The organism is Paenibacillus sp. LHD-38 (assembly GCF_031157315.1).
In the GTDB taxonomy this organism is placed as follows: domain Bacteria; phylum Bacillota; class Bacilli; order Paenibacillales; family Paenibacillaceae; genus Pristimantibacillus.
In genome coordinates this window covers 57,216-83,508 of record NZ_JAVIFU010000023.1, presented here as the reverse complement: position 1 = coordinate 83,508, position 26,293 = coordinate 57,216, and the positions used below count along the sequence as shown (strand labels likewise).

Annotated in this window: 21 protein-coding genes; 20 read left to right on the top strand and 1 reads right to left on the bottom strand. The window is 48.9% G+C overall.

What is annotated here, in order from left to right; genetic code table 11:
- Positions 1-189: 189 nt before the first annotated feature.
- The 17 genes from spoIIP (at position 190) to RCO25_RS19845 (ending at position 16,366) form a co-directional block, all read left to right on the top strand.
- Positions 190-1,467, top strand: coding sequence for a stage II sporulation protein P (spoIIP, locus tag RCO25_RS19925; protein WP_308997877.1), 1,278 nt, complete (start codon positions 190-192; stop codon positions 1,465-1,467).
- Positions 1,468-1,503: 36 nt separating this feature from the next.
- Positions 1,504-1,944, top strand: coding sequence for a hypothetical protein (locus RCO25_RS19920; protein WP_308997876.1), 441 nt, complete (start codon positions 1,504-1,506; stop codon positions 1,942-1,944).
- Between the two features lie 80 nt (positions 1,945-2,024).
- Entirely contained in the window at positions 2,025-3,842 is a 1,818-nt protein-coding gene (lepA, locus tag RCO25_RS19915) for a translation elongation factor 4 (RefSeq protein ID WP_308997875.1), read from the top strand.
- 147 nt (positions 3,843-3,989) lie between these two features.
- A complete protein-coding gene (hemW, locus tag RCO25_RS19910; RefSeq protein WP_308997874.1) occupies positions 3,990-5,150 on the top strand; it encodes a radical SAM family heme chaperone HemW in 1,161 nt (386 codons plus the stop codon).
- Between the two features lie 92 nt (positions 5,151-5,242).
- Positions 5,243-5,713 (top strand): N-acetyltransferase, encoded by a 471-nt coding sequence (locus tag RCO25_RS19905; RefSeq protein ID WP_308997873.1) that lies wholly within the window; start codon positions 5,243-5,245, stop codon positions 5,711-5,713.
- Positions 5,714-5,937: 224 nt separating this feature from the next.
- The gene (locus tag RCO25_RS19900) at positions 5,938-6,216 is read left to right on the top strand and encodes a hypothetical protein (protein WP_308997872.1); all 279 of its coding nucleotides are present in this window, start codon (positions 5,938-5,940) and stop codon (positions 6,214-6,216) included.
- Between the two features lie 148 nt (positions 6,217-6,364).
- Positions 6,365-7,390, top strand: coding sequence for a heat-inducible transcriptional repressor HrcA (gene hrcA, locus RCO25_RS19895; RefSeq protein ID WP_308997871.1), 1,026 nt, complete (start codon positions 6,365-6,367; stop codon positions 7,388-7,390).
- Between the two features lie 59 nt (positions 7,391-7,449).
- On the top strand, positions 7,450-8,010 hold the full coding sequence (gene grpE / locus RCO25_RS19890; protein ID WP_308997870.1) for a nucleotide exchange factor GrpE: 561 nt from the start codon (positions 7,450-7,452) through the stop codon (positions 8,008-8,010).
- Between the two features lie 83 nt (positions 8,011-8,093).
- Positions 8,094-9,923 (top strand): molecular chaperone DnaK, encoded by a 1,830-nt coding sequence (gene dnaK / locus RCO25_RS19885; RefSeq protein ID WP_308997869.1) that lies wholly within the window; start codon positions 8,094-8,096, stop codon positions 9,921-9,923.
- A 104-nt stretch (positions 9,924-10,027) separates the two neighbouring features.
- Positions 10,028-11,158 (top strand): molecular chaperone DnaJ, encoded by a 1,131-nt coding sequence (gene dnaJ, locus RCO25_RS19880; RefSeq protein ID WP_308997868.1) that lies wholly within the window; start codon positions 10,028-10,030, stop codon positions 11,156-11,158.
- 111 nt (positions 11,159-11,269) lie between these two features.
- Entirely contained in the window at positions 11,270-11,428 is a 159-nt protein-coding gene (locus RCO25_RS19875; RefSeq protein ID WP_308997867.1) for a YfhD family protein, read from the top strand.
- The gene (locus tag RCO25_RS19870; RefSeq protein ID WP_308997866.1) at positions 11,428-11,646 is read left to right on the top strand and encodes a hypothetical protein; all 219 of its coding nucleotides are present in this window, start codon (positions 11,428-11,430) and stop codon (positions 11,644-11,646) included. The genes RCO25_RS19875 and RCO25_RS19870 overlap by 1 nt, the downstream gene beginning before the upstream one ends.
- A 202-nt stretch (positions 11,647-11,848) precedes the next feature.
- Positions 11,849-12,847, top strand: coding sequence for a 50S ribosomal protein L11 methyltransferase (gene prmA / locus RCO25_RS19865; RefSeq protein ID WP_308997865.1), 999 nt, complete (start codon positions 11,849-11,851; stop codon positions 12,845-12,847).
- Positions 12,808-13,521 carry a site-2 protease family protein gene (locus RCO25_RS19860; RefSeq protein WP_308997864.1) on the top strand — a complete coding sequence of 238 codons (714 nt, stop codon included), beginning with the start codon at positions 12,808-12,810 and terminating at the stop codon, positions 13,519-13,521. The genes prmA and RCO25_RS19860 overlap by 40 nt, the downstream gene beginning before the upstream one ends.
- A 123-nt stretch (positions 13,522-13,644) precedes the next feature.
- A complete protein-coding gene (locus tag RCO25_RS19855) occupies positions 13,645-14,421 on the top strand; it encodes an RsmE family RNA methyltransferase (RefSeq protein WP_308997863.1) in 777 nt (258 codons plus the stop codon).
- 5 nt (positions 14,422-14,426) lie between these two features.
- Entirely contained in the window at positions 14,427-15,818 is a 1,392-nt protein-coding gene (gene mtaB / locus RCO25_RS19850; protein ID WP_308997862.1) for a tRNA (N(6)-L-threonylcarbamoyladenosine(37)-C(2))-methylthiotransferase MtaB, read from the top strand.
- 116 nt (positions 15,819-15,934) lie between these two features.
- On the top strand, positions 15,935-16,366 hold the full coding sequence (locus RCO25_RS19845; RefSeq protein WP_308997861.1) for an NUDIX hydrolase: 432 nt from the start codon (positions 15,935-15,937) through the stop codon (positions 16,364-16,366).
- A gap of 2 nt (positions 16,367-16,368) precedes the next feature.
- Here RCO25_RS19845 and RCO25_RS19840 read toward each other — a convergent pair whose 3' ends face one another.
- Positions 16,369-17,340: a Na/Pi cotransporter family protein gene (locus tag RCO25_RS19840; RefSeq protein WP_308997860.1), complete on the bottom strand. Its 972-nt coding sequence runs from the start codon at positions 17,338-17,340 to the stop codon at positions 16,369-16,371.
- Positions 17,341-17,447: 107 nt separating this feature from the next.
- Between RCO25_RS19840 and RCO25_RS19835 the strand changes: the two genes are divergently transcribed.
- From RCO25_RS19835 to addA, 3 genes are read left to right on the top strand one after another with little or no spacing between them, the layout of a single operon-like run.
- Positions 17,448-18,857 carry a class I SAM-dependent rRNA methyltransferase gene (locus RCO25_RS19835; protein WP_308997859.1) on the top strand — a complete coding sequence of 470 codons (1,410 nt, stop codon included), beginning with the start codon at positions 17,448-17,450 and terminating at the stop codon, positions 18,855-18,857.
- Positions 18,858-18,890: 33 nt separating this feature from the next.
- On the top strand, positions 18,891-22,406 hold the full coding sequence (gene addB, locus RCO25_RS19830; protein WP_308997858.1) for a helicase-exonuclease AddAB subunit AddB: 3,516 nt from the start codon (positions 18,891-18,893) through the stop codon (positions 22,404-22,406).
- 6 nt (positions 22,407-22,412) lie between these two features.
- Positions 22,413-26,291, top strand: coding sequence for a helicase-exonuclease AddAB subunit AddA (addA, locus tag RCO25_RS19825; RefSeq protein WP_308997857.1), 3,879 nt, complete (start codon positions 22,413-22,415; stop codon positions 26,289-26,291).
- Positions 26,292-26,293 lie beyond the last annotated feature (2 nt).

Here is a 26,293-nt window from a genome sequence, read left to right as displayed (position 1 = left end):
GAGGGCTGTCTAGAAGCTGACAAAGCTTATGGACAGCCCTTTGTATTTGTTTCAATACTCTCCTTAGTGAATATCGAATCTATTACTTCCGATTCTTTCATATGGCCGAGGTTCTATGAACTCTATCACTCTCATAGATTAGTAGTAACTAAAGCCACTGTTACAAAAAAGCGGGAGGTATGACAGCTTATGAAACGAAAGATCATGCTGCTTGATTTAGGAAGAGAAAGTAAACGGATGAGACATTTACTAGTGACGGGACGTACGTTCGCGTTGCTCTCTTTTTGCTCTATGATGTTTTTTGTCATGCTGGGCGTTGCAGGCATGGCGCATCAGCAAACGACCGCGTCACCGGTTAATTCGATGAAAGGATTCGCTGCTGCTGTATCCAGCGGGTTTTTTGGGGATATGCTAGAGATGGAAATGCCTGCTTTTCAGAGCAGCCGGGAAACCGAGTCCTTCACGACAAAGCAGATTAGTTCTTTGTTGATGCGAGCTTTGACAGATATTAATCCAAATGATCCGATGAGCTTGCTTGCGGGCGAGCTGCCCGGCTTGAGCGCAAATGACGCTTTCCTCATCCGCAAAGGTATCGGAACAGACACTGCTGTAGGGCCGGAGGATAACGCTCCTATCACCTATGACCCGCTAGGAGGTCTAGATGAGGGGGATGGCACCGATGTAACAGACGGCGGATCGAATACGGACAAGGATCCTGATCAACTGCCTGTTCCAACGGAACAGCCGGACGAAACGGATGACGGCGGCAAAGACTCCGGTGATAAAGGGGTAACGGATAAACCGACAACTGGCGGCTCGAAGGTGGTTTTTGTATACCACTCGCATAATCGCGAATCCTGGTATCCCGAGCTGACGGATAAATCGAAGGATCCTAATTCCAGCACAAAAAACATTACGTTAGTCGGCAAGCGGCTTGCGGAGAAGCTGGAGGAAGAAGGTGTCGGCGCACAGCATTCCGACACGGATTATCCTACAGCCATTAAAAATTACAGATGGGAATTATCCTATAAATATTCGATGAAGACCATAAAGGAAGCGATCGCGAGCAGCAAGGACTTGAAATTTTTCTTTGATCTTCACCGCGATTCGCAAAAAAGGAAATATACGACGATCGATATTGATGGGAAAAGCTATGCACAGGTCTATTTTATCATCGGACATAAAAACCCGAATTGGGAGAAGAACGAAGCATTCGCAACCAAAATACATGAAGCGCTGGATAAAAAATACCCGGGTATATCGCGCGGGATTTGGGGGAAAACTGCCGCATCCGGCAACGCGGAATACAATCAATCGCTTGCCGATGACAATGTGCTGATCGAAGTTGGCGGCGTAGACAATACGCTAGAGGAGTCCTATCGGACTGCGGATGCGCTCGCGGAAGTTATCTCGGAAATTTATTGGGAGGAAGAGAAGGCGTCGGCAGGCAAAGGGAAGGCGAGCTAGCGTTATATTTGTTTAAAAGAAAGGAAGGTTGAGCAAATGAAATCTAATGCGCTGAAATGGACAGTGCTAGGGGGCGCTTTGGCGATAATCGTGATGTACGGAATTGATATGTCTTCGCATGGCATTGAGCGAATCTATGGTCCGATTGAAGGTGCGGATGAATATACAGAAAATTTGCAGCCCGAGGTGACCGTGACCCCGGTCGAGACATTCGAGACGGAGCAGCAGCAAAAAATAGCCAAGCTCGAAAAGGAACTTGAGGAATTAAAGCGGATTGCTTCGGGGGTGGATTCCGAATATCCGGCCGAGACTGCCGATAAATCGCCGGAATTAAATGAACGCTTGCCAGGCGTACCGCTCCAGAATGATCAGCCGGCCGTGAATCGAATAGCGGATTCAACATCAGGATTGCTGCAAAATATGTCGAGTGAAGGCATTCGGATGGTCGTTTCGATCTTTGACGGTTTGACCAGATGATAATGAACATTGCTGGTATTCCCCTTAACTGATATAATAGGAGGAATGATTAGCATTATTGGAAATTGTGGGGGTTAGGCATGACTGACGTACGTGACCGACAAAAGAGAATTAGGAATTTTTCCATTATCGCGCATATAGACCACGGAAAATCGACTCTTGCTGACCGGATTTTAGAATTTACCGGCGCGCTGTCTTCGCGCGAGATGCAAGAGCAAGTGCTTGACCAGATGGATCTGGAACGGGAGCGCGGGATTACCATCAAGCTGCAAGCCGTTCGTCTAGCTTACATTGCGGATGACGGCGTTGAGTATATACTCAATTTGATTGATACGCCAGGACACGTCGATTTTACATACGAGGTTTCCCGAAGCTTGGCGGCTTGTGAAGGCGCGCTGCTCGTAGTTGACGCTGCACAAGGTATTGAGGCTCAAACGCTGGCCAATGTTTATTTGGCTTTAGACAACAACCTGGAGATCGTTCCGGTTATCAACAAGATCGATTTGCCAAGCGCCGAGCCTGAACGGGTAAAACAGGAAATCGAAGATGTCATCGGTCTTGACGCGAGTGATGCTGTGCTTGCCTCCGCGAAAGCCGGTATCGGCATCAAGGAAATTTTGGAGCAGGTAGTCGCTAAAATGCCTTCACCGACTGGTGATCCGGATCAGCCGCTCAAAGCACTTATTTTCGATTCCCACTATGATCCGTACAAAGGCGTAATCGTCTATGTTCGGGTTATGGACGGAAGCATCAGAGCTGGCTCGAAAATTCGCTTTATGGCAACTGGAGCTGAATTCGAGGTTATCGAGGTAGGAGCTTTCATGCCGCGTATGTCGATCGTTAAAGAACTGGCGGTCGGCGATGTTGGTTTTATCGTTGCGGGCATCAAGAATGTTAAGGATACGCGTGTCGGCGATACCGTAACGGAAGCGAAGCGTCCTGCGCCGGAACGCTTGCCTGGCTACCGACAGATCAATCCGATGGTATTCTGCGGACTGTATCCGATTGAAACGCAGGATTATAACGATTTAAGAGATGCGCTCGAGAAGCTGGAGCTTAACGATGCCTCGCTCAGATATGAGCCGGAATCTTCAACAGCGCTCGGCTTTGGCTACCGCTGCGGTTTCCTTGGCCTTCTCCACATGGAAATTATTCAAGAACGAATTGAACGGGAGTTTAATATTCCGCTTATTACGACCGCGCCAAGTGTTATTTACAAAATTACGCTGACGAACGGTGAAACGATGGAGATTGATAATCCATCGAATTATCCGGAAGCAGGTAAACTCGATTACGTTGAGGAGCCGTTTGTCAAAGCAGGCATTATCGTGCCAAATGATTATGTAGGAGCGATTATGGAGCTTTGCCAGAACAAGCGCGGCGAATTCGTCAACATGGAGTATTTGGATACGAATCGCGTTACGCTTACCTACAACGTTCCGCTATCCGAAATCGTTTATGATTTCTTCGATCAGTTGAAGTCAAGCACGAAGGGTTATGCTTCATTCGACTACGAGATTAGCGGCTATCGCAGATCCAATTTGGTGAAAATGGACATCATGCTCAACAATGAGCAGGTCGATGCGTTATCCGTTATCGTTCACCGTGATCGTGCATACCAACGCGGCAAGGTGATTTGTGAAAAGCTGAAAGAGCTGATCCCGCGCCAAATGTTCGAGGTGCCTATCCAGGCATCCATCGGAAACAAAGTCATATCTCGTGAAACGGTAAAAGCCATGCGTAAAAACGTTCTTGCCAAATGCTACGGCGGCGATATCAGCCGGAAGCGGAAGCTGCTTGAGAAGCAGAAGGAAGGCAAGAAGCGAATGAAACAAGTAGGTAGTGTAGAGGTGCCGCAGGAAGCGTTCATGGCGGTACTCAAAATCGGCGAGGACTAAGACGTACGAGGATGAGGGAGAGCGCAGCTCTCCCTCTTTTCTATTCCAGTTAGCCATTATTTATTTTATTAATATTTCAATGCGAGACGTGGGCTTTGCCGCTTTGCCGCGGGATCAACCGTTTACGCTTGAAGGAGAAAACGACCGATGACCATCTTGCAATCACCACGCGCTTTATATATACACATACCTTTTTGCACGAATAAATGCCATTATTGCGACTTTACCTCCTACGTATTGAAGGGGCAGCCCGTTGATCAGTACTTGGATGCGCTTGAAATGGAGATGCAGCGTACGGTAGCAGAATGGCCTCCTATTGAAATCGATACGGTGTTTGTTGGCGGAGGAACGCCTACTGTTTTGACTCCCCCTCAAATGGAGCGGTTTTTGAAGGCTGTCCGCAAGTATTTTCCGCTTGCGCCGGATGTTGAATTTACTATGGAAGCCAATCCTGGAACAACGGATATCGATAAGCTGACAGCGATGAAAGAAGGCGGTGTCAACCGCATTAGCTTTGGCGTGCAGTCCTTTGACAACAGCTTGCTCGAGCGTATCGGCAGGATCCACAATGTGGAGGATGTTTACCGCAGCATTGAAAATGCCCGCAAAGTAGGCTTCAGTAATTTATCTATCGATTTGATGTTCGGCTTGCCCGGTCAAACGGTAGAACTGCTGCGAGACAGCGTGAATAGGGCGATGGAACTTGGGCTGCCTCATTATTCGATCTATAGTTTGAAGGTAGAAGAAAACACCTTATTCCATAAGCTGTATGAACGCAATGAGCTGCCTTTGCCTCCAGAGGAAGAGGAATTTAATATGTTCATTCTGCTCATGGATATGTTGAAATCAAACGGCTACGCGCATTATGAAATCAGTAATTTTGCAAAGCCTGGTTATGAGAGCCGCCATAATTCCACCTACTGGCGTAATGAGCCTTATTACGGTTTGGGTGCGGGTGCCCATGGTTATGTGAATCGGATGCGTCACGTCAATCTCAAAGGAATCACGCCATATATCGAAGCAGCGGCATCGAAGCTGCCTCGATTGGAACAATTCGAGGTGCCGGAAGCGGAGGCGATGGAAGATCTGATGATGGTAGGTCTCAGACTGCTCGAAGGTGTCCCAGCGTCTCGTTTCTCCAAGCAATTCGCGGGACAAACGCTGGAGGGGAAATTTGGCGGTATTATCGAGAAATTAATGAATGACGGCCTGCTGGAGGCCGAGAGTTCCGAGGATGACACGATTTACCGGTTGACTGACAAAGGCGTGCTGCTCGGCAATGAAGTTTTCGGAGCTTTCATCGGATAAACCGACAAAAATTCTCTTGAGATAAAATTCATTGTGTTGTATATTTATTCATATTGAATTTGAACATGCACCGGGTGGAGGCGAGGGCACTAATGCAGGCAGTACAAGTAGTATGTAGAAAAGCGACAACAGATGATATCGAGACGTTGTTTCAATTAATTAAAGGTTATGCCGAGAAAGGCATTATGCTGCCTCGCACTCGGGAAGCACTCGAATATATGATAGATACATTCGTTGTGGCGGAGATCGGGGATGAGGTTGTCGGCTGCGGTTCCCTGACAAGACTTGGCAAGGATTTAGTAGAAATTCGTTCACTGGGTATGTCGGAGGGCTATAAAGGAGTCGGCATTGGAAGCAAATTGGTCGACGCGCTTATCGAACAAGCAAAAGAACAGCAAATTCCGAAAATCATGGCATTAACGTATGCCGTTTCTTTTTTTGAAAAAAATGGCTTTACAGTTGTCGAAAAGGAAATTTTTCCGGAAAAGGTATGGAAAGATTGCGTCAATTGCCCAAAACAGCTTGCTTGTGATGAGATAGCTGTAATGAAGATGCTGAGCTAAATAACGAGCAAACCGTATGGGCATGCTCCAACATTTAAACTGCTTTCCCATTAGCTCATGAGGATGAGTAATGGAGAAGTGGTTTTTTTGTGCAGTGAAAACCGAGCAAGCCATTTGAATAGCAGAATGGTAGGATCTTGGGAATGTCATAGGTGTTGATAGTAATAAGATGCGTTTTGGTATATAGTCATTGTAGGTGTTTATTGTAATATAGAGGAGAAATAATGATGAGCGAAAAGAAAGAGCAATTGATAGCAGTTGAAGATAAGCTTAAACATGTGACTACCGTGCTGCTAAAGAAGTGGGCAGGCTTAAGCGGGTTTTACGGATTTAAGGCGATGGAGTACGATGAGATTTTTGCTTTGCTAAACACAAACGGCTGGAAAGTAATTATAGATGATACGGCTTCTCCGAATCGGATTGTAGAGCTTTATCAAGGCGAGAAACGAGTCAGAAAAGAGAAATTTGCAGTAGACGAAGCAGGCAGAGTGCATAAAGTATAGGATGAATACGTACAAAAATGCCGAACTGACTTGACAATCGACAAGTTGGTTTGGTATTTTTGTAGTAATGATTAGCACTCGATTCGATTGAGTGCTAACGAAGGTAAACTGAAATAACGATAAAGACATTTAGGTAGGGGGAATTCGAATGCTGACGGAACGACAACGGATGATTTTACATGCAATTGTGGATGATTATATTCGCTCGGCTGAACCAGTCGGCTCACGCAGTATTTCGAAGCGCGGCGACGTTGGATTCAGTCCCGCCACGATTCGCAATGAAATGGCGGATCTTGAAGAGCTGGGTTTCCTTGAACAGCCGCACACGTCAGCAGGACGTGTCCCATCGACCAAAGGCTATCGTTATTATGTCGACCATTTAGTAAAGCTCAGTGAAGTGGATGAAAACGACATTGGTATGGTTCGCTCGTTCGTTACGGACAAAATGAATCAAATGGAGCAAGTCATCCAGCAAACTGCGATGATCCTATCCAATTTGACCAACTATACATCCATTTTGCTTGGACCGGAAATGTTCAGCACATCGTTGAAGCATTTTGGGCTTGTGCCGCTAGACCAAACTTCGGCAGTCGCCATTATCGTAACCAACACCGGACATGTTGAAAATCGGACGATTTCGATTCCAGAAGGCCTCAAAATGGAGGATATGGAAAAGGTCGTGAACATTTTGAACACGAGGCTGGTAGGGGTTCCGTTGATCCGTTTAAGGTCAAAGCTTTACACTGAAGTTGGGCAAGAGCTTGAACGGCATGTTGATCACTATGAGCAGCTGCTTCAGGTACTGGATCATGCGCTGCAAAATGAAGATGAGCATCGGATCTTCCTCGGTGGAGCGACAAACATGCTTACCCAGCCTGAGTTCAAGGATGTTGACAAAGTAAAAACGATTTTGGATTTGCTTGACGAGACCCCGGCTATAATGAAAATGTTTACCGGTCTTCCGTCAGGTATACAAGTACGTATCGGGACAGAGAATGACCATAAGGCAATTAGCGATTGCAGTCTTATTACGGCAACCTATGCTATTGATGGCCAATCGCTGGGAACGATCGGCATTCTGGGACCTACACGAATGGAATACGGCAAAGTCATCAGTCTCTTGGATATAATCTCCAAAGATATGGCGGTTCTTTTGGGCCGCTGGTATAAATAGTTTTTATGCCAATGCATATAAAGCCAAGTTTTTTTCGTCATTTATAAGGAGGTGATTGCATGAGTACGAAAGAGCAACAAAATGAAGCGGTTGAAGCTGCGGAAGAAGTAGTATCTGCTGAGCAATCAGATCAAGCATCCGAGGAACCGGCAGGCGAAGGCCAAGAAGAGGATTCGCGGTATGCGGAGCTTGTGAAGCAAGCAGATGAAAGTCAACAGCGTTTCTTGCGCGCGCAAGCGGATTTCGACAATTTCCGTCGCCGTACAATGAAGGAAAAAGAAGAACTCGGACAGTACGCATCGATGAAGCTGATCGGTCAGCTGCTGCCGGTTGTAGATAATTTTGAACGAGCGGTTGCCGCTGCCTCCGTCAATGGTGATTTTGAATCACTTGCGAAAGGTGTGGATATGATTTTCCGCCAATTGGAGCAAACGCTGGAGCAGGAAGGCCTGAAAGCCATGAACGTTGTCGGCGAGCCTTTTAATCCGGAATTCCACCAAGCTATTATGCAAGTCGATTCCGATGAGCATGAAGAAGGTATTGTAGTGGAAGAGGTACAGAAAGGTTATATATTGAAAGACAAGGTTTTGCGACCTGCAATGGTTAAAGTTAGCAGCTAAGCTGCAATGATTTTATAAGATAATGAGACACAGTCAGCTGATGTCGCATTAAAATACAAATCGAACTAGGAGGAACAATAGCTATGAGTAAAGTAATTGGTATTGACCTTGGTACAACAAACTCTTGCGTTGCAGTAATGGAGGGCGGCGAAGCTGTCGTTATCCCTAACCCGGAAGGCAACCGTACAACGCCTTCAGTAGTAGGTTTCAAAAAGGATGGCGAGCGTGTTGTCGGTGAAACGGCAAAACGTCAAGCGATCACGAATCCTGATCGTACGATCAGCTCGATCAAACGCCATATCGGTACAAATCACAAAGAAAAAATCGACGATAAAGATTATACGCCGCAAGAAATTTCTGCAATCATTTTGCAAAAATTGAAATCCGATGCAGAAGCATACTTAGGTCAACCGGTAACGCAAGCGGTAATTACGGTTCCGGCTTATTTCAACGACAGCCAGCGCCAAGCAACAAAAGATGCTGGTAAAATTGCCGGACTTGAAGTTCTACGTATCGTAAACGAACCAACGGCTGCTGCACTAGCATACGGCCTTGAGAAAACAGAAGACCAAACGATTCTTGTTTATGACCTTGGCGGCGGTACTTTTGACGTATCCATTCTTGAGCTTGGCGATGGATTCTTCGAAGTTAAAGCGACAAGCGGCGACAACAAGCTCGGCGGCGATGATTTTGACCAAGTCATTATCGATCATCTGGTTGCTGAGTTCAAAAAGGATCAAGGCATTGACCTTTCCAAGGATAAAGCGGCTGTTCAACGTCTGAAGGATGCGGCTGAGAAAGCGAAAAAAGAGCTTTCCGGTACGCTGACGTCTGCAATTTCGCTTCCGTTTATTACAATGGTTGATGGCGTTCCACAGCATTTGGAGCTCAGCCTTACCCGCGCAAAATTTGAAGAGCTTGCTGCTGCACTCGTAGAGCGTACGCTTGGACCTACTCGTCAAGCGCTTAGCGATGCAGGCATGACTTCCAACGATATCGATAAAGTTGTACTTGTAGGCGGATCTACACGTATCCCTGCCGTACAAGAAGCTGTTAAAAAATTGATCGGCAAAGATCCGCATAAAGGTGTTAACCCGGATGAGGTTGTTGCTCTTGGCGCAGCTGTTCAAGCGGGTGTTCTCACTGGCGATGTGAAGGACGTTGTATTGCTTGACGTAACTCCATTGTCCCTTGGTATCGAGACTGCAGGCGGCGTGTTCACAAAAATGATCGACCGCAACACGACGATTCCTACGAGCAAATCGCAAGTGTATTCTACGTACGCGGACAATCAACCGGGCGTAGAAATTCACGTATTGCAGGGCGAGCGTTCGATGGCAGCAGGCAATAAAACGCTTGGCCGTTTCACATTGAACGATATTCCTCTTGCACCGCGCGGCGTGCCGCAAATCGAGGTTACGTTTGATATCGATGCCAATGGTATCGTGAACGTATCTGCTCTTGATAAAGGAACAGGCAAGAGCCAAAAAATTACGATCACTTCCTCCAGCGGCTTGAGCGAGGATGAAATCAATCAAATGATGAAGGACGCTGAGCTGAACGCTGAAGAAGACCGCAAACGTCGCGATCTCGTAGAAGCTAAAAACAGTGCTGACCAATTGATCTACTCCGTTGATAAAACGATTAAAGATCTTGGCGATAAAGTGGATGCTTCTGAAATTGAAAAAGCGAATGTTGCTAAAGAAAAAGTAACTGCAGCTCTTGCAACTGATGATCTTGAACAAATTAATAAGGCAGCTGAAGAGTTGACTGAAATCGTTCAACAGCTTTCCGTTAAGCTTTATGAGCAAGCAGCGCAAGCAGGCGAAGGCGCAGAGCCTGAAGCTGGCTCGGCTAAAGGAAAAGATAATGTTGTGGATGCCGATTATGAAGTGGTTGACGACAATAAATAAAGTGTAGCGAGCGAGAGGTCAAAGACAGGCGCTACCTGGCTTTGACCTCCTTTCGTGCGCAAACGCACAAGGAATCATATGATAGATAGCGGAGGTGAGAACAGGTGGCAAGCAAACGCGATTATTACGATGTGCTGGGTGTCGGCAAGGACGCTTCGGCAGATGAAATTAAAAAGTCTTACCGCAAGCTCGCAAGGGAGTTTCATCCCGATGTGAACAAGGCAGCGGATGCGGAGACGAAGTTCAAGGAAGTGAAGGAAGCGTATGACGTCTTAAGCGATGACGGCAAACGCTCGACGTATGACCGGTTCGGCCATGTTGATCCGAATCAAGGCATGGGTGGCGGAGGCGGCGCTGATTTTGGCGGCGGCTTCGGCGATATTTTCGACATGTTTTTCGGCGGAGGCGGCGGACGCCGCGATCCGAACGCGCCGCAGCGCGGTAACGATCTTCAATATACGATGACTGTCGAATTTAAGGAAGCGGTATTTGGCAAGGAAACGGAAATTACGATTCCGCGGACAGAAACCTGCGATACCTGTCATGGTGACGGAGCTAAACCGGGTACGAAACCGGAAACTTGTTCCGTTTGTAAGGGCAGCGGACAACAAGAGGTTGTTCAAAATACACCGTTCGGTCGTATGGTCAACCGCCGCGCTTGTACAAATTGCAGCGGCACGGGCCGCGTGATCAAAGATAAGTGTACAACTTGTCACGGCGCTGGCAAAGTGAAGCGTCAACGCAAAATCAACATTCGAATTCCTGCCGGCGTAGATGACGGCGCGCAAATTCGGATGTCAGGCGAAGGTGAAGGCGGACTTCGCGGCGGACCTGCGGGCGATTTGTATATTGTCATTCGGGTTAAACCGCATGAGTTCTTTGAGCGTGAAGGCGATGATATTTATTGCGAGGTTCCTCTTACGTTCGTTCAGGCTGCGCTTGGCGATGAGATCGAGATTCCAACGCTGACAGAGAAGATTAAGCTTAAGGTGCCTGCCGGTACGCAAACCGGAACATATTTTAGACTTAAAGGCAAAGGTGTTCCAAAGCTGCGCGGTTACGGTCAAGGTGATCAGCATGTGAAGGTTACCATCGTTACGCCGACAAGCCTAACGGACGATCAGAAGGAGCTGCTTCGTCAGTTTGGCGGATTAAGCGGTGATGCGGTTTCGAACGACCAGGAGCACCATGAATCTATATTTGAAAAAATGAAAAAGGCGTTCCGCGGTGAATAACCCGGCACGTCTTTTTTTTCTTTTTTTTGGCCTGTATAGATTTTGTCGGACAAACATATTCTATTCGGGTAGGAAAACCATACATCTACAAAAACCGGAGGTAATTTAACAATGGCAGAGAATAATAATAACTTGGAAAAGCAAAACTTTGGTAACTTGCCCGTAGGAAAAAATGAAGATGTGGAGTTTTCCGAAGAGCTTGCTGACGAAGCTGATCGCAAAGCCGCACAACGTGCTGCTGCAGCCGATCAACGTAACGAGCAGGAATAATGAGTCAAATTGAAATTCAAGCGACCTTTGAGGGTGAAGGAGCTGCTCAGGAGGCATGGCGTAAGCTGCAAGCCTTGCGTGTCATTGAAGTGAGCGGCTTGCTGGATAGCGGCTTGCTGACGGCAACCGTCGATGAGAGCGTAGCGGATCGTGCGCTGCATCTTATTTCGCAAATAGGCGGAAATGCATCTACGATATTGAATGAACCATTTGAATGAACAATAAAGAGACTGCAGGCTTTATGCCTGCAGTCTCTTTGACGTTATGGCAACATTTGAATATCTGAGCAATTGTATCATTTTTTTGTGTAAAGGCACTACTCTGGTGTACAATAGATGTTAGGTTTTTAAAGCGAAACGTTTGTCTAGCCGATTGCGGTCGGCAATGGCCGTTTACGATTGTTATTGGAGGATATTACATATGAAATGGCATGAAATTACGATCTCAACAACGGAAGAAGCACAAGAGATGATATCGAACTTTTTGCATGAACTCGGTGCAGGAGGCGTTTCTATCGAAGAATCGGGTACATTGAGCAAGCAGCGCGATACTTCGCTTGGGCAATGGTATGAGCTTCCGCTTAATGATATTCCAGAAGGCCAAGCGATTATTAAGGGCTATTTTGGAGAAGACACAGACACAGATGCGCTAATAGCGGCGATCAGACCGCGTGTAGAAGAGCTCCGGGAATTCGATATCGATCCCGGTGACGTGGAATACTCGGCGCTTGTGGTTGACGATGAGGATTGGGCTACAGCATGGAAGCAGTATTTCAAGCCGCTTCGTATTTCGGATACGCTGACTATCAAGCCGACATGGGAAGTATACGAGGCAGGTCCAAATGAGCGGATTATTGAGCTTGATCCAGGGATGGCGTTCGGAACGGGAACACACCCTACGACAGCGCTATGCTTGCAGACGCTTGAATCTGTGATCCGCGGCGGAGAAGAAATTATTGATGTTGGAACCGGTTCTGGCATACTCGCGATCGGCGCATGCCGTTTGGGAGTTAAGAGCGTGCTTGCGCTTGACCTTGATCCAATTGCCGTAACCAGTGCAACTGAGAACGTAAGGCTTAACGATCTTTCAGAGCAAGTAGAAGTTAGGCTGAGCGACCTGCTCGGCGTAATCAAGGAAGGCCAATCAGGGGAAGGGAACGTCTCCGCACTGGCTTCCACCGCAGTTACGGTACCCGTAGATTTAATTGTTGCTAATATATTGGCAGAAATCATCTTGCTCTTCGTTGACGATGTATACGCGGCACTTAAACCAAATGGCATTTATATTGCATCCGGCGTATACAAAAACAAAGAGACCGATGTGGAAGAAGGTCTGGTCCGTTCTGGCTTTGAAATTATCGAGAAGCGCCGCGATGAGGAATGGATCGCATTCGTAGCGAGAAAGCCGCAGGTGATTTAATGGATTTGCAGAGCTTTTTGCGATTTCCGCTTGAAGATTTGCCGTTTATCGTATTAGCCTTGATTATTGCATTCACAGTGCATGAGTTCGCTCATGCCTATAGTGCTTATAAATTCGGTGACGACACCGCCTACAATGCCGGTCGGGTTACGCTTAATCCGCGAGTGCATCTGGACGTTTTAGGTACACTCTTGATTCTCATCGCTGGCTTCGGATGGGCTAAGCCGGTTCCGGTTAACCCGAGTAAATTCAGCAGTCCGCGATTAATGAGCATCATTGTAACGGTCGTAGGACCATTAAGCAACTTGCTGTTAGGCATTATTGGCGTATTTATTTATGTTGGTCTAGATGCAGCGGGTGTAATGGAATCAAGCTCGCCGGGCGTAAGTCTTGCGATCCAACGATTTTTCAGTTATTTTATCTCTTACAATTTTTTGTTATTTATATTTAATCTTATTCCATTGCCGCCGCTCGATGGATATCGTATCATCGCTGATCTTATGCCGCTTAAAATTCGGTATAAAATGGATCAAAACGTGCAATGGGGAATGATCATCTTCCTGCTTATCGTGTTTATTCCGCCACTTCGCCGTGTTACATTGGACCCGATCTTGTCGATTGGGAACACTATGGCTAGCAACACATTAAGAATGGCTTATGAATTGTTTTTCTAGAGATATCCATGCTCCGTCCATTCACTGGATGTATAAGCTGGCAACCCTTTCTGATAGATTTATGGAAGATAAACATGCTATTATGAAGGATGGAATTTGTTTAAGGGTGGTTGGAAAACAACAATGCAACGATATTTTGTAGCGGCGGAGCAGTTTGGCGACTCCAATGTCCGCATAATTGGTGAAGATGCGCATCATGCCGTCCGGGTGATGCGAACGAAGCCGGGTGATAAGTTTATCGTCAGCGATGGACAGTCCCGGACGGCGCTTGTCGCTGTTTTAGAGGCTACTCCTTTGTTTATAAAGGCTGAAATTGTCGAGATGCTGGACGCGGATAGTGAGCCGAAATGGGCTGTAACCATTGCGCAGAGCCTGCCGAAGGGCGATAAGATGGAGCTTGTTATTCAGAAAGGCACGGAGATCGGCGCTTTCGCGTTTATCCCTTTTCAGTCAGAACGAATGATTGTGCAGTATGATGCCAAAAAGGAAGCGAAGCGTATCGAGCGCTGGAGCAAGATTGCGAAGGAAGCCGCGGAACAAGCACATCGCAGCAGCATTCCTGAGATTGAGCCGGTGCACAGCTGGCGCGAGCTGATAAAATCGGCAGCCAACTTCGATTTGGTGCTGTTTTGCTATGAACGCGAAGGGCATCTTGCCCATGGCAGAGGAATCCGATCCGCGATTCGGGAGTGGACTGGGCGCAGTGACGCGGTCAACGATCCTAAAGTGCTGCTAATCGTCGGTTCTGAGGGAGGTTTCACTGACCGTGAAGCGGCAGATGCTGAAGCGGCAGGAGCCATATTAGTCGGATTAGGCAGACGAATATTAAGAACGGAAACAGCGGGAATCGTAGGTTTAACCTGCTTATTATATGAATCCGGAGAAATGGGAGGAGCGTAACAACTATGCCAACAGTCGCATTTTATACGCTGGGCTGCAAAGTGAACTTCTATGACACAGAAGCGATATGGCAGCTATTCAAAAATGAAGGTTATGAGCAGGTCGATTTTGAAGCGACCGCAGATGTATATTTGATCAACACCTGTACGGTAACCAACACGGGAGATAAGAAGAGCCGTCAAATTATTAGACGGGCTGTCCGTCGTAATCCAGACGCTGTGATTGCAGTGACAGGTTGTTACGCTCAAACATCTCCAGCTGAGATTATGGCTATCGAGGGTGTGGATCTTGTAATCGGAACACAGGATCGCGAGAAAATTATGACCTTCGTGAATCAAATTCAAGGTGACCGTAAGCCAGTTAATGCTGTAAGGAATATTATGAAGACCCGTGATTTCGAGGAGCTGGACGTTCCGGATTTCTCTGAGCGCACACGTGCCTTTTTGAAAATCCAAGAGGGCTGCAACAACTTCTGCACGTTCTGCATCATCCCTTGGTCACGCGGACTTTCGCGCAGCCGTGCGCCGCAAAGCGTTTTGGAGCAAGCGAAACAGCTTGTTGCTTCAGGCTACAAAGAAATCGTCTTGACAGGCATTCATACCGGCGGTTACGGCGATGATATGGAAAACTATAATTTGACGAGCTTGCTGTGGGATTTAGATAAGGTAGAGGGTCTTGAGCGGATACGGATCAGCTCTATTGAAGCCAGCCAAATCGACGATGCCATGATCGATGTTCTGAATCGCTCCAGCAAAATGTGCCGTCATCTGCATATTCCGCTTCAAGCCGGAGAAGACTCCGTATTGAAACGGATGCGCCGGAAATACACGACTGCTGAGTTTGCCGCAAAAATTAAAAGACTGCATGAAGCGATGCCTGGCGTTGCCATAACGACGGATGTCATCGTTGGATTCCCGGGCGAAACGGAAGAGATGTTCGAAGAAGGCTTCCGATTCATGGAAGAACTGAAATTTGCCGAAATGCATGTGTTCCCTTATTCGAAACGTACAGGTACGCCAGCTGCCCGAATGGATGAGCAGGTGGATGACGAAGTGAAAAACGAGCGCGTTCATAAGCTGATCGACTTGTCCGAGAAAATGCAGCTTGCGTATGCCAAGCAGTATGTAGGCCAAGTGCTTGACGTCATTCCGGAGCGTGATTATAAGGGTGCGCCCGGAACGGGACTTGTCATGGGTTATACGGATAACTATATTCAAGTCGTATTTGACGGCTCTGAAGAACTGATCGGCAAGCTATGCCGTGTCAAAATTACGGAAGCCGGAGTTAACGAATGTCGTGCAAAACTCGTACGGGTGCTGGACTCGAGCCCGGCTGATCTAAGCGAAGCAGCGCATCACAGCTTCGTGCTGGAGCGTCCAGAAGCGATTAGAGCATAGATAAAGCTAAAACAAATGCGGGGATTCCTTTGCTCATCGATTCCTTTTGGAGGAAAAGATGGAGGAATCCTTTGCTGCATATACTATTCATTTAATGCTGCAAGGGGGAAACGGACATGAAGGAAATTTCAGCAGGCGGTGTCGTGTATCGCCGCACTGAGGAAGGAAAGCTGCAAATTCAGCTCATTCAGGATCGATATGGAAAAGTCTCGCTGCCAAAAGGTAAAATGGAGGCCGGCGAAACCATTGAACAAACCGCTTTGCGAGAAATCGTTGAAGAAACAGGTCTTGAAGGAGTAATCATCGCTCCGATTGACCAAATCAAATATAAATATGAGAATGACACATATGGGATAGTCGATAAAGAGGTCCATTATTATTTGGTTGAGGCGGTAGGAGGCTCCCTGCAAGCGCAGGTGGAAGAAATCCGTGGTGTTGACTGGTTTGATCCTCAAGAGGCATGGAAGCGGCAAAAGCAGTCCGGCTACGACAACAATCATCGCATCGTAGCAGGAGCGTTTCAATTGCTAGGGCTGCAAACGGAATAGTATTAGGTAACAGGATCCAGCTTCCGAAATACCCGAAGGTAACAGAAGGGGAGCGCAATCAAGGAGCTTAGGATATTGAAAATCGTTTGGGTATGAGCGATTTGCCCGGGAGTAGACGAGGAAATCCATGCGGATAAGTCAGCAAGCTCGCCGATAAACGGCATAAACAGCAATGCGCCTCCAGCATTAAGGATGACATGTGACCAAGCCACATATTGACCCGCCTTTGTTCCCCCGATCGAAGCGAGAAGTGCAGTTGCGCAGGTGCCGATATTAGCGCCAAGCACGACGGCAATTCCAAGCTCAATCGGCATTGCGCCAAGCGATACGAAGCCCATAATAATCCCGATAACGGCTGCGCTGCTGTGCACGGCTGCGGTAAGGAGAGCACCGGCTGCGAGTCCCCACCATAGGCTGTCGTCCGCTTTGTCCAGAAACCATGCGAACATCGTGCTTTCTTGAACAGCGGGCCCTACGCCCTGCATCATCGCCATACCCGTCAAGAGCAGCGCGAAGCCGCACAAAACGACCGAGGAAGAACGAAGCGAATGGAGCCACCCAGCGCTGCGAATAGCAGGGAATAATCTGATTTCGCCTAGCAGCGCCGTTGCCAGCCATAATCCGATGGAGACGATAAGCAAAGGCAAGGCTAGCTTATTTAAATTCAAACCGATTAACTCAGTCGTAATGCATGTTCCGATATTAGTCCCGAGAATAATCCCAAGGGTACGCGGGAATGTCAGCAATCCGGCATTGACCATGCCAATTGAGATGACTGTGACAGCCGTGCTGCTTTGCAGAAATGCGGTCGTAACCGTTCCGATTGCAAGTCCATGGATTGGAGTAGCCGTTGACCGTTCAAGCATGCGGGTCAAATAAGGGCCGGCCAATCGATGGAGGGCAAGCTCCATCAGTTTCATGCCGCACATAAAAACAGAGAAGCCAAGCAGCATGGGGATGAGAAATTGAACCATTGGGTATCTCCTTATTGTTGATTTCGAGTTTTGTCCTATAAATATACATATGCTGCAAGAAAGACAAGCATGACAAGCAAGTCTATTCGAGGGGAAGCGAGATAAACGTGAGCAATTCAAAAATATATCTTCAAAAGGCCAGAAAAAAAAGATTGGAGCAAGGTCACCCTTGGGTTTACGCAACTGAAATCGATCGTTTGGAAGGCGAGGCTAAGCCTGGCGATTTGGTAGATGTGGTTAATCATCAAGGGCGTTATTTGGCAACGGGTTATTGGAATCCTAAATCCCAAATTACCGTTAGAGTGGTCTCCTATGAGCCCATTGCTGAAATGGATGCCGATTTTTTCCGAAGCAGGCTCCGTCAATGTCAAGAGCACCGTCGCCGCTTTGTTCCGGATTCCGACTGCCGACTCGTATACGGGGAAGCGGATTTTCTGCCCGGACTCGTCGTTGACCGATTCAACAATGTGCTGGTGCTGCAGCTTTTGACACTTGGAATGGATGTTCGAAGAGACGCATTAATTGAAGCACTGATTGACGTTTTTAAACCGCAGGGGATCTATGAGCGCAGCGATGTCGGCGTGCGCGTACTTGAGGGGCTGGAGGAGCGCACGGGCACGTTATACGGTGAATGCCCGCCTATCATTGAGATCGAGGAAAATGGATTAAAGCTGGAAGTTGATATCGTAGAAGGCCAGAAAACAGGCTATTTCTTCGACCAACGCGAAAACAGAGCTGCTATCGCGCCGCTTATGACTGGCTGGGGAGGCAGGAGCGGGATTCGTCTAGTTGACCGGGATGCTGCGGAATCAGGCCGTATTGAAGCAGCGGATAATACGTTGAATAAGTCAGCGGTATCAGCAGACCTAGTGCCTGTCAACGCAAACGGGAAAATCGTAACCTTTCCTTACTGGGACGGTGCTTCAGTGCTGGAATGCTTCGCTCATACCGGCAGCTTCACGCTGCATGCCTGCAAATACGGTGCCAAGAAGGTAACCTGTCTCGATGTCTCGGAGCATGCCATAGAAACAGCGAAGCGCAATGTCGAACGAAATGGGTTTTCGGAGCGTGTCGAATTTGTCGTTGCTGATGCTTTTGAGTATTTGCGTACTCAAGTAAAAGGAATTGATGATAAAAAGCAGCGCGGCCTTGGCGGTATTGATACTTCTAAGAAGCTGGATGCCGCTGCTGGCCGGACATGGGATGTCGTTATTCTCGATCCTCCGGCTTTCGCGAAGACAAAAAGCGCCGTACCTGGCGCATGCAGGGGCTATAAGGATATCAATCTGCAGGGACTCAAGCTTGTGAACGAAGGCGGGTATCTTGTAACCGCAAGCTGCTCCTACCACATGCGTCCCGAATTATTTCTGGAGACGATCCAAGAGGCCGCTATGGACGCAGGAAAGCTATTGCGTTTAGTGGAGTGGCGTGCCGCAGGCAAGGATCATCCGCAGCTGCTGGGAGTGAATGAAGGCCATTACTTGAAATTCGCGATTTTTGAAGTAAGAAGCAAATAATCGCGTTTTATCGAAAAGACGGGAGAGCTGCACATGACGCTTCGCTTTGTCATCGGGCGTTCGGGATCCGGTAAAACATCCTATTGCTTGAATGAAATAAGAGAGCAGCTGAACATAGAGCCGGACGGACCACCGTTCGTCATGCTCGTTCCGGAACAGGCTACCTTTCAGACGGAATATGCATTGCTGCAAAATGGCGATTTAAACGGCACGATCAGGGCACAGGCGCTTAGCTTCCGGCGCCTGGCTTTCCGGGTCATGCAGGAAACCGGCGGCACGGCTCTCGTTCCGATCGGCGATACAGGGAAGCATATGCTTCTCTATAAAATCGTTCATCGTCTAGGGAATCAGCTGGAATTGTTTCAAAGCGGCGCAGAGCAGCCTGGATTCATTGACAGGCTTGCCGAGCTGCTAACCGAATGGAAACGGTATGGGATTGATTCGGAGCTCTTACAGGCCAAGCAGGACGCTGCGGCGTCAGGCGTAGAGCATTCTAGTTTATTGAAACGGAAGCTGCATGATTTGCAGCTTATTTATAATCAGATGGAGCAGGAACTCGCGGGCATGTATATTGACGCCGAGGATTATTTGCGTTATTTGAAAAATGGCTTTGCCCATGCCGATGCTATGCGCGGGGTTCAAATATGGGTTGACGGCTTTTATGGCTTTACCCCAACTGAATATGAGGCTTTAGGTGCGTTAATCGCATCCTCCGCACAGGTGACGGTTACATTAACGCTTAACCGGCCTTATGGAATAGGAGAGCAGCCGCATGAGCTGGATCTGTTCCATCCTACAGCTGAAACTTACAACACGCTAATGGCGCTGGCAGCCGCACACAATGTTGAAGTTGAGGAACCGATTATGCTGGGCGAAAGCCCACCGATCCGTTTTAAGCGCAGTCCAATGCTTGCTCATTTGGAGAAGCATTACAGTGAACGGATTCCGATGCTGCTCACGGATCGAGCTGTGCTCGATTGCGAGGATTCTCGCTGCGGGGTATCGCTGCATGCAGCGGCTAACCGGAGGGCCGAGGTTGAGGCTGTCGCCCGCGACATCGTGCGCAGAGCGAGATCAGAAGAGCTTCGCTGGCGGGATATCGCAGTGATGGTTCGTAATGCGGAGGATTATACCGACTATATCGGGCTTGTTTTTTTCGATTACGGCATTCCCTATTTTGTCGATCAGAAGGAAAAAGCTGTTCATCATCCGCTCATAGAGTTCATCCGCTCAGCCCTAGAGACAGTATTGTTTGGCTGGCGGTATGATGCGGTGTTCCGCTGCGTAAAAACCGAAATGCTGTTTCCTTTGGATGGCAGCTTGCTTAGGGAATGGTTTGACCTGCTGGAGAATTACGCCTTGGCAGCTGGTATTGATGGGTGGAAATGGCTTGATAACAAGCGCTGGCATCCTTTAGTCCCGGTATCGCTGGATGACGATGAAGATATAGAGATCAAAATAAGTGAAAAAGCACAGCGGGAATTCGATATCGTGCTTGCTGCCAAAGAAGCTGTTGTGCCGCCGCTGCGCCGCTTTGGAGAAGCTTTGAAGAAAGCGATTAACGTTCAAGAAATGTGCGAAGCGTTGTACCGTCTCCTAGAGCATTCTGAAGCCGCGGATCGTTTGGAGCGTTGGGGCATACAGGACATACAGGCCGGTAAAACGCAGCGAGGAAGAAGCCATAGGCAGCTGTGGGACGGTGTCATACAGCTGCTGGATCAACTTGTGGAGCTGGCAGGACAGCAATCCGTTTCGCCGGAGCTCTTCTCGGGCATGGTCGAAGCGGGATTGGACAGCTTGAAGCTTGCAGCCGTCCCTCCCGCGCTTGATCAGGTATTGATAGGAAGCATGGACCGGACGAGGTCCGGCCATGTGCAGGTATGTTATGTGCTCGGCGCCAATGACGGTGTCATGCCAATGCGCGTGAAAGAGGACGGTATTCTGACCGAAGCGGAACGGGAGCGGCTCGCGGAGGACGGCATGGCCATGGCACCGGGTGTCCGTCGACGATTGCTCGATGAACGGTTTATGATCTATAACGCCCTGACTACGCCAAGCCGCCATTTATGGCTAAGCTGGGCTCAGGCGGATGAGGAAGGCAAGAGCTTGCTTCCCTCGGAGATTGTTCGCCATGTTCGGCAGCTGTTCCCTGGTATTCCAGTACAAAGCGTCGCCGCAGAGCCATCTCCGAACATGCCCATCTCGGAGCAAAGGATGTTCGTGTCGCAGCCTCAGCGAACGATGTCCTATATGATCGGCGCTATTCGAAAATGGCAGCAGGGTTCGGATATCGCGCCTTTTTGGTGGGATTTGTACAATTGGTATGCCATCCGGCCGGAATGGCAGTTAAAGCTTCAGCTCCTTACAGGCTCGCTGACCTATGAGAACAAGGCGAATTTCCTTACTAAGGACACGGCTAGAGAGCTTTATGGAGCGCGATTGCAAGTCAGTGTTTCACGGATGGAACGGTTCGTATCCTGTCCGTTCCAACATTTTGCGATACATGGCTTAAGGCTCCGGGAGAGAAAGCTTTACCGGCTTGACGCTCCTGACGTAGGGCAGCTGTTCCATGCGGCGCTGAGCAAGCTGGCGACAGGGTTAGGAGGCGGATGGGGCAAGGCGTCCGAAGCGGAGCTGAAGGCCGTCGTCTCGCAAACCGTCGACGAGCTGGTTCCAAAGCTGCAATCTCAAATTCTGCTTAGCAGCAGCCGGTTTAAGTATATCGCCCGTAAGCTGAAGGAGATTGTTTGGCAAGCGGCGCTCATGCTGGGCGAACATGCACGGAGAGCACAATTTCAGCCTGTTGGGACCGAGGTCGATTTTGGCCCTGACGGTACGCTGCCCTCTCTGCGCATTCCGCTTGAAGCTGGCGGGGAAATCGAAATTATCGGGAGAATTGACCGTGTTGACGCAGCGGAGACAGAGGAAGGTCTGCTGCTGCGCGTGCTTGATTACAAATCGAGCTCGACACATCTTAGACTGGAGGAAGTCGCATACGGCCTATCTCTCCAAATGCTTACTTATCTCGACGTTTTGGTAACGCATGCCACCGAATGGCTGGGGCAGCCTGCTTCTCCGGCCGGCGTTCTGTATTTCCATGTTCATAATCCTATTTTGGCGCTTACCAACGGTATTAGCCCCATGGATGCGAATGATCGGCTGCTAAAGCGCTTCAAAATGCGCGGACTCGTTACGGCAGATCCGGAAACGGTGAAGCTGATGGATGATGAATTAGAAACCGGTTATTCAGAGCTGCTTCCGGTTGCCTTGAAGCGTGACGGAAGCTTTTACAGCAGCTCCTCCGTTGTCTCCAATGAGCAATGGGACGTGCTTAGGCATTCTGTGAGAAATACGATTAGCCGGATTGGAAGCTCGATTCAAGCGGGCGATGTATCCATAGAGCCCTATCGCATGGGAACAAAGACTCCTTGCCAGTATTGCGATTATAAAGCCGTCTGTCAGTTCGATGCCCAATTTGACGGTAATGAATATAGGAAGCTGAGCAAGCCTTCGAAGGAAGAGATATGGCAGCAGCTTGAGGGGGAGTAAGAGAAGATGCATACTGCGAAGGATTCTCCTAAGCCGGAGAACAGCACCTGGACGGATGATCAGTGGGACGCCATCGTTACAAGCGGATCGAACATTCTTGTAGCTGCTGCGGCTGGCTCTGGAAAGACTGCGGTGCTTGTTGAACGGATTATTCGCAAAATATCCGCGTTTACCGATGTCGACCGCTTGCTCGTGGCAACCTTTACGAAGGCGGCGGCAGCTGAGATGAAGGACCGAATCCGGCTTGCCCTGGAGCAGGAGCTTGAACGGCAGCCGGACTCCGAGCATCTGCGCCGCCAGCTGGCTTTGATGAACCGTGCCTCCATAACGACGCTTCACTCCTTTTGCATGGACGTCATACGCCGCTATTATCCGCTGATCGGTCTAGATCCTGGTTTTCGGATCGCGAACGAGACGGAAAGCGAGCTTTTGCGCCTTGATGTACTCGATCAGCTCTTTGAGCAAAAATACGAGGGTGCTGACGATAACGGCGCGTTTCTCCGATTAGCAGACCGTTATGGCAATGAACGTGGGGACGAGCCTCTGTACCGGCTGGTTCAGCAATTATTCGATTTTGCGCAAAGCCATCCTTGGCCGGAGCATTGGCTGCGGGAGACAGCAGAAGCATTTAATGTTGCCGATGTGACGGACTTGCAAAACAACAAGTGGGTAATCAGCCTAAAAACCGATATTCAGCTCGCCCTTGAAGGAGCAGGCTCGCTGCTGCATCAGGCATTGGAGCTCACGCGGCAGCCAGCAGGACCTGCCCCTTATGCCGCAACATTCGATGAAGATTTGCAAATAATCGGCGGCCTTTCCGAAATGATCCATACTAATCCTTGGGAAACATGGATTGAGCCCTTTCAAATGATTCAATTCGGTAAGCTGAAAGCGATGCGGGGCGATGAATATGACAAATCGCTTCAGGAGCAGGCGAAGGTGCTTCGCGATCAAGCGAAGAAGCTGGTTACCTCGCTCGCTGAGGAGCTTTTTGGACGAACCCCTGAACAGTTTTTAGAAGAGCTGCAGGAGCTGGCCCCGTTAATGCGGGCGCTGGCTGAGCTGGTCATTGAATTCGGGCAAGGCTATGAGGCGGCTAAACGTGCAAAAGGCATGCTGGATTTCGGCGATCTGGAACATTATTGCTTGCGGATCCTGAGAGATCCCGCATCTACGCCGCAGCAGATGTCGGCATCCATTGCCGCGATGGAATTTCAGCAGCAATTCGATGAGATCTTGCTTGATGAATATCAGGATACGAATATGGTTCAGGAAGCAATCGTCTCGTTAATTGAACGGCCAGGCACGGGCAACCGTTTTATGGTTGGCGATGTTAAGCAGAGCATTTACGGCTTCCGGCTAGCCGAGCCAAAGCTTTTTTTGCAAAAATACAAATCATACCTTTCCCGAGATGAGACGGGCAATCTAACAGCACCGGACAGCGCGAGAGGACTGCGGATTGATTTAGCAAGAAACTTCCGCAGCCGCGAGGAGGTTGTGGATGGTGTAAACGCGGTTTTCCGCGCCATCATGCGAGAGAATGTCGCGGAGATGGACTATGATAAACGTGCAGAGCTTGTATGCGGAGCGGCCTATCCTGCTCCTGTGCCGGAAGATCGCTGTCAGGTTGAATTTGCTGTGCTGAATAAAACGGATACGGATGACGATGAGCCGGAAAGCAGCGAAAATACGGAGGGTTCCGAATTGACTGATGAGGGCGAGCAAGTGGAAGGCGCAGCGTCAGTAGAGTCGGTATCGGAGCTTAAGACCGCTCAGCTTGAAGCGCGTTGGATCGGGCAGCAGTTGAAGTCACTTATCGACAGCGGTTTTCAGGTTTACGATGGCAAACGGCGGGAGTACAGACCTATGCATTGGAGAGATGTCGTTATTCTGCTCCGCGCAACGCAAGCTTGGGCTCCGATTATAATCGAGGAGCTTCAAGCAAGCGGTATCCCAGCGTATGCAGAGCTGAGCAGCGGCTACTTTGAGGCGACAGAAGTAGAGACGATGCTTTCCATGCTTCGTATCATCGATAACCCGTATCAGGATATCCCGCTTGCTGCGGCCTTGCGATCGCCGTTATTTTCGCTAAATGCAGAGGAGCTGGCGCGAATTCGCATCCTCGCATCGAAGTCGTCGTATTACGATGCCGTCCTGCATGCAGCAGGAGACTTACTGCTGGATGAGGATACTCGCAGAAAGCTATCTTTGTTTCTGGAACGTCTGGATCGTTGGCGGGAAGAGGCTAGGCAGGGCTCACTTGCCGACTTACTCTGGGAGATCTATCGTGAAACGGGCTATTACGATTTCGTGGGAGGTTTGCCGGGAGGCACGCAGCGGCAAGCGAATTTGCGCGCCCTGCATGATCGTGCACGTCAATATGAGGCAACATCTTTCCGTGGATTATTTCGTTTTTTGAGATTTATCGAACGCATGCGGGATAGCGGCGGCGATTTGGGGACGGCAAGAGCGCTTGGCGAGCAAGAGGATGTTGTGCGCATCATGTCGATTCACAAAAGCAAGGGACTTGAGTTTCCGGTCCTATTCGTTGCTGGTTTAGGCAAGCAGTTCAATCAACAAGATGTGCGAAGCGTATTCCTTAAGCATAAGGAGCTTGGATTTGGTCCTCGTTTTGTTGATCCAGCGCTTCGCATTAGCTATCCCACATTACCCTATTTGGCTATCCGCCGCGCGATGCGCAAGGAAATGCTCGCCGAGGAAATGCGTATTCTATACGTTGCATTGACCCGGCCAAAAGAGAAAATGTATCTTGTAGCGACGGTATCGGATGCGGAATCTAAACTTAAGCGCTGGCTCGGCGCTGTAGATGCGAACGGAAATCTTCCGGATTTCCGAGTCGCTGCAGCACGTTCCTTTATCGATTGGCTTGGGCCTTTGGCAGCAAGACAAATGGAAGACAGGCAGCAAGCGGCGAGAAACGCACCGCAATGGCACGCAGGGATCGTTCCCGCTGCGCTATTCGGCACGGAGGCCGCTGCTGCAACAGAAGGGCTCAACCAGCAGGACCAAGCTAAGGAGGAACGGCTGCAGGCTGTTACCACACTTTCCGTGCTGGAAGACATTGAAGCGGATACCGAGCTGCGCACGCGGCTTGATTGGCAATATCCGCATCAGGAGGCCGCATTGCTTGCAGCAAAAACTTCGGTAACCGAAATGAAAAGACTTTATTCCGATATCATGGAGGATGCCGTTCCGCTTGAAGATCCGAATGGAACTAACTTTGATAACGCGGACAAGGCAGATATCCTAGAAGCACCGGAAGCCTCCTATACGTTCCGATTGAGACGGCCGGCCTTCATGGAGGAAAAGTCGCTTACCGCCGCGGAGAAGGGCTCTGTGAATCATTTGCTGATGCAGCATGTATCCCTGTCCGGAACCGCTGATGAAACCAAACTGAAGCATACATTGGACAACATGATTGAGCGACGGCTCTTGACGGCAAAACAATCGGAAGCGATTGATCTGCAGGCTGTCGCGGCTTTTTTCAATAGCGAGCTTGGTCAGCGCTTATTGGGAGCAGATTGGGTAAGAAGAGAGGTCCCTTTCAGCTGTATGTTTCCTGCAAGCCGAGTATATCCAAAGTCGGAAGGGCTTCTGACGAAGGAATCTATATTGATTCAAGGTGTTATCGATTGCTTGTTCGAGGATGCGGCTGGCGTCGTATTGCTGGATTACAAAACCGATCGGATCTATAAGCAGCAATGGCAGCAGGCCGCTGAGCGTCACCGCTTTCAGCTTGAGCTGTACGCAGAGGCTATTGAATCCGTGCTTGGTCGAAAAGTAGATGAATGTCATGTCTTTTTCTTTGATGGCGGGCAATCGGTTCAGTTAAAAAATGAATTAAAACATAGAAGGAGGAAGTGAAG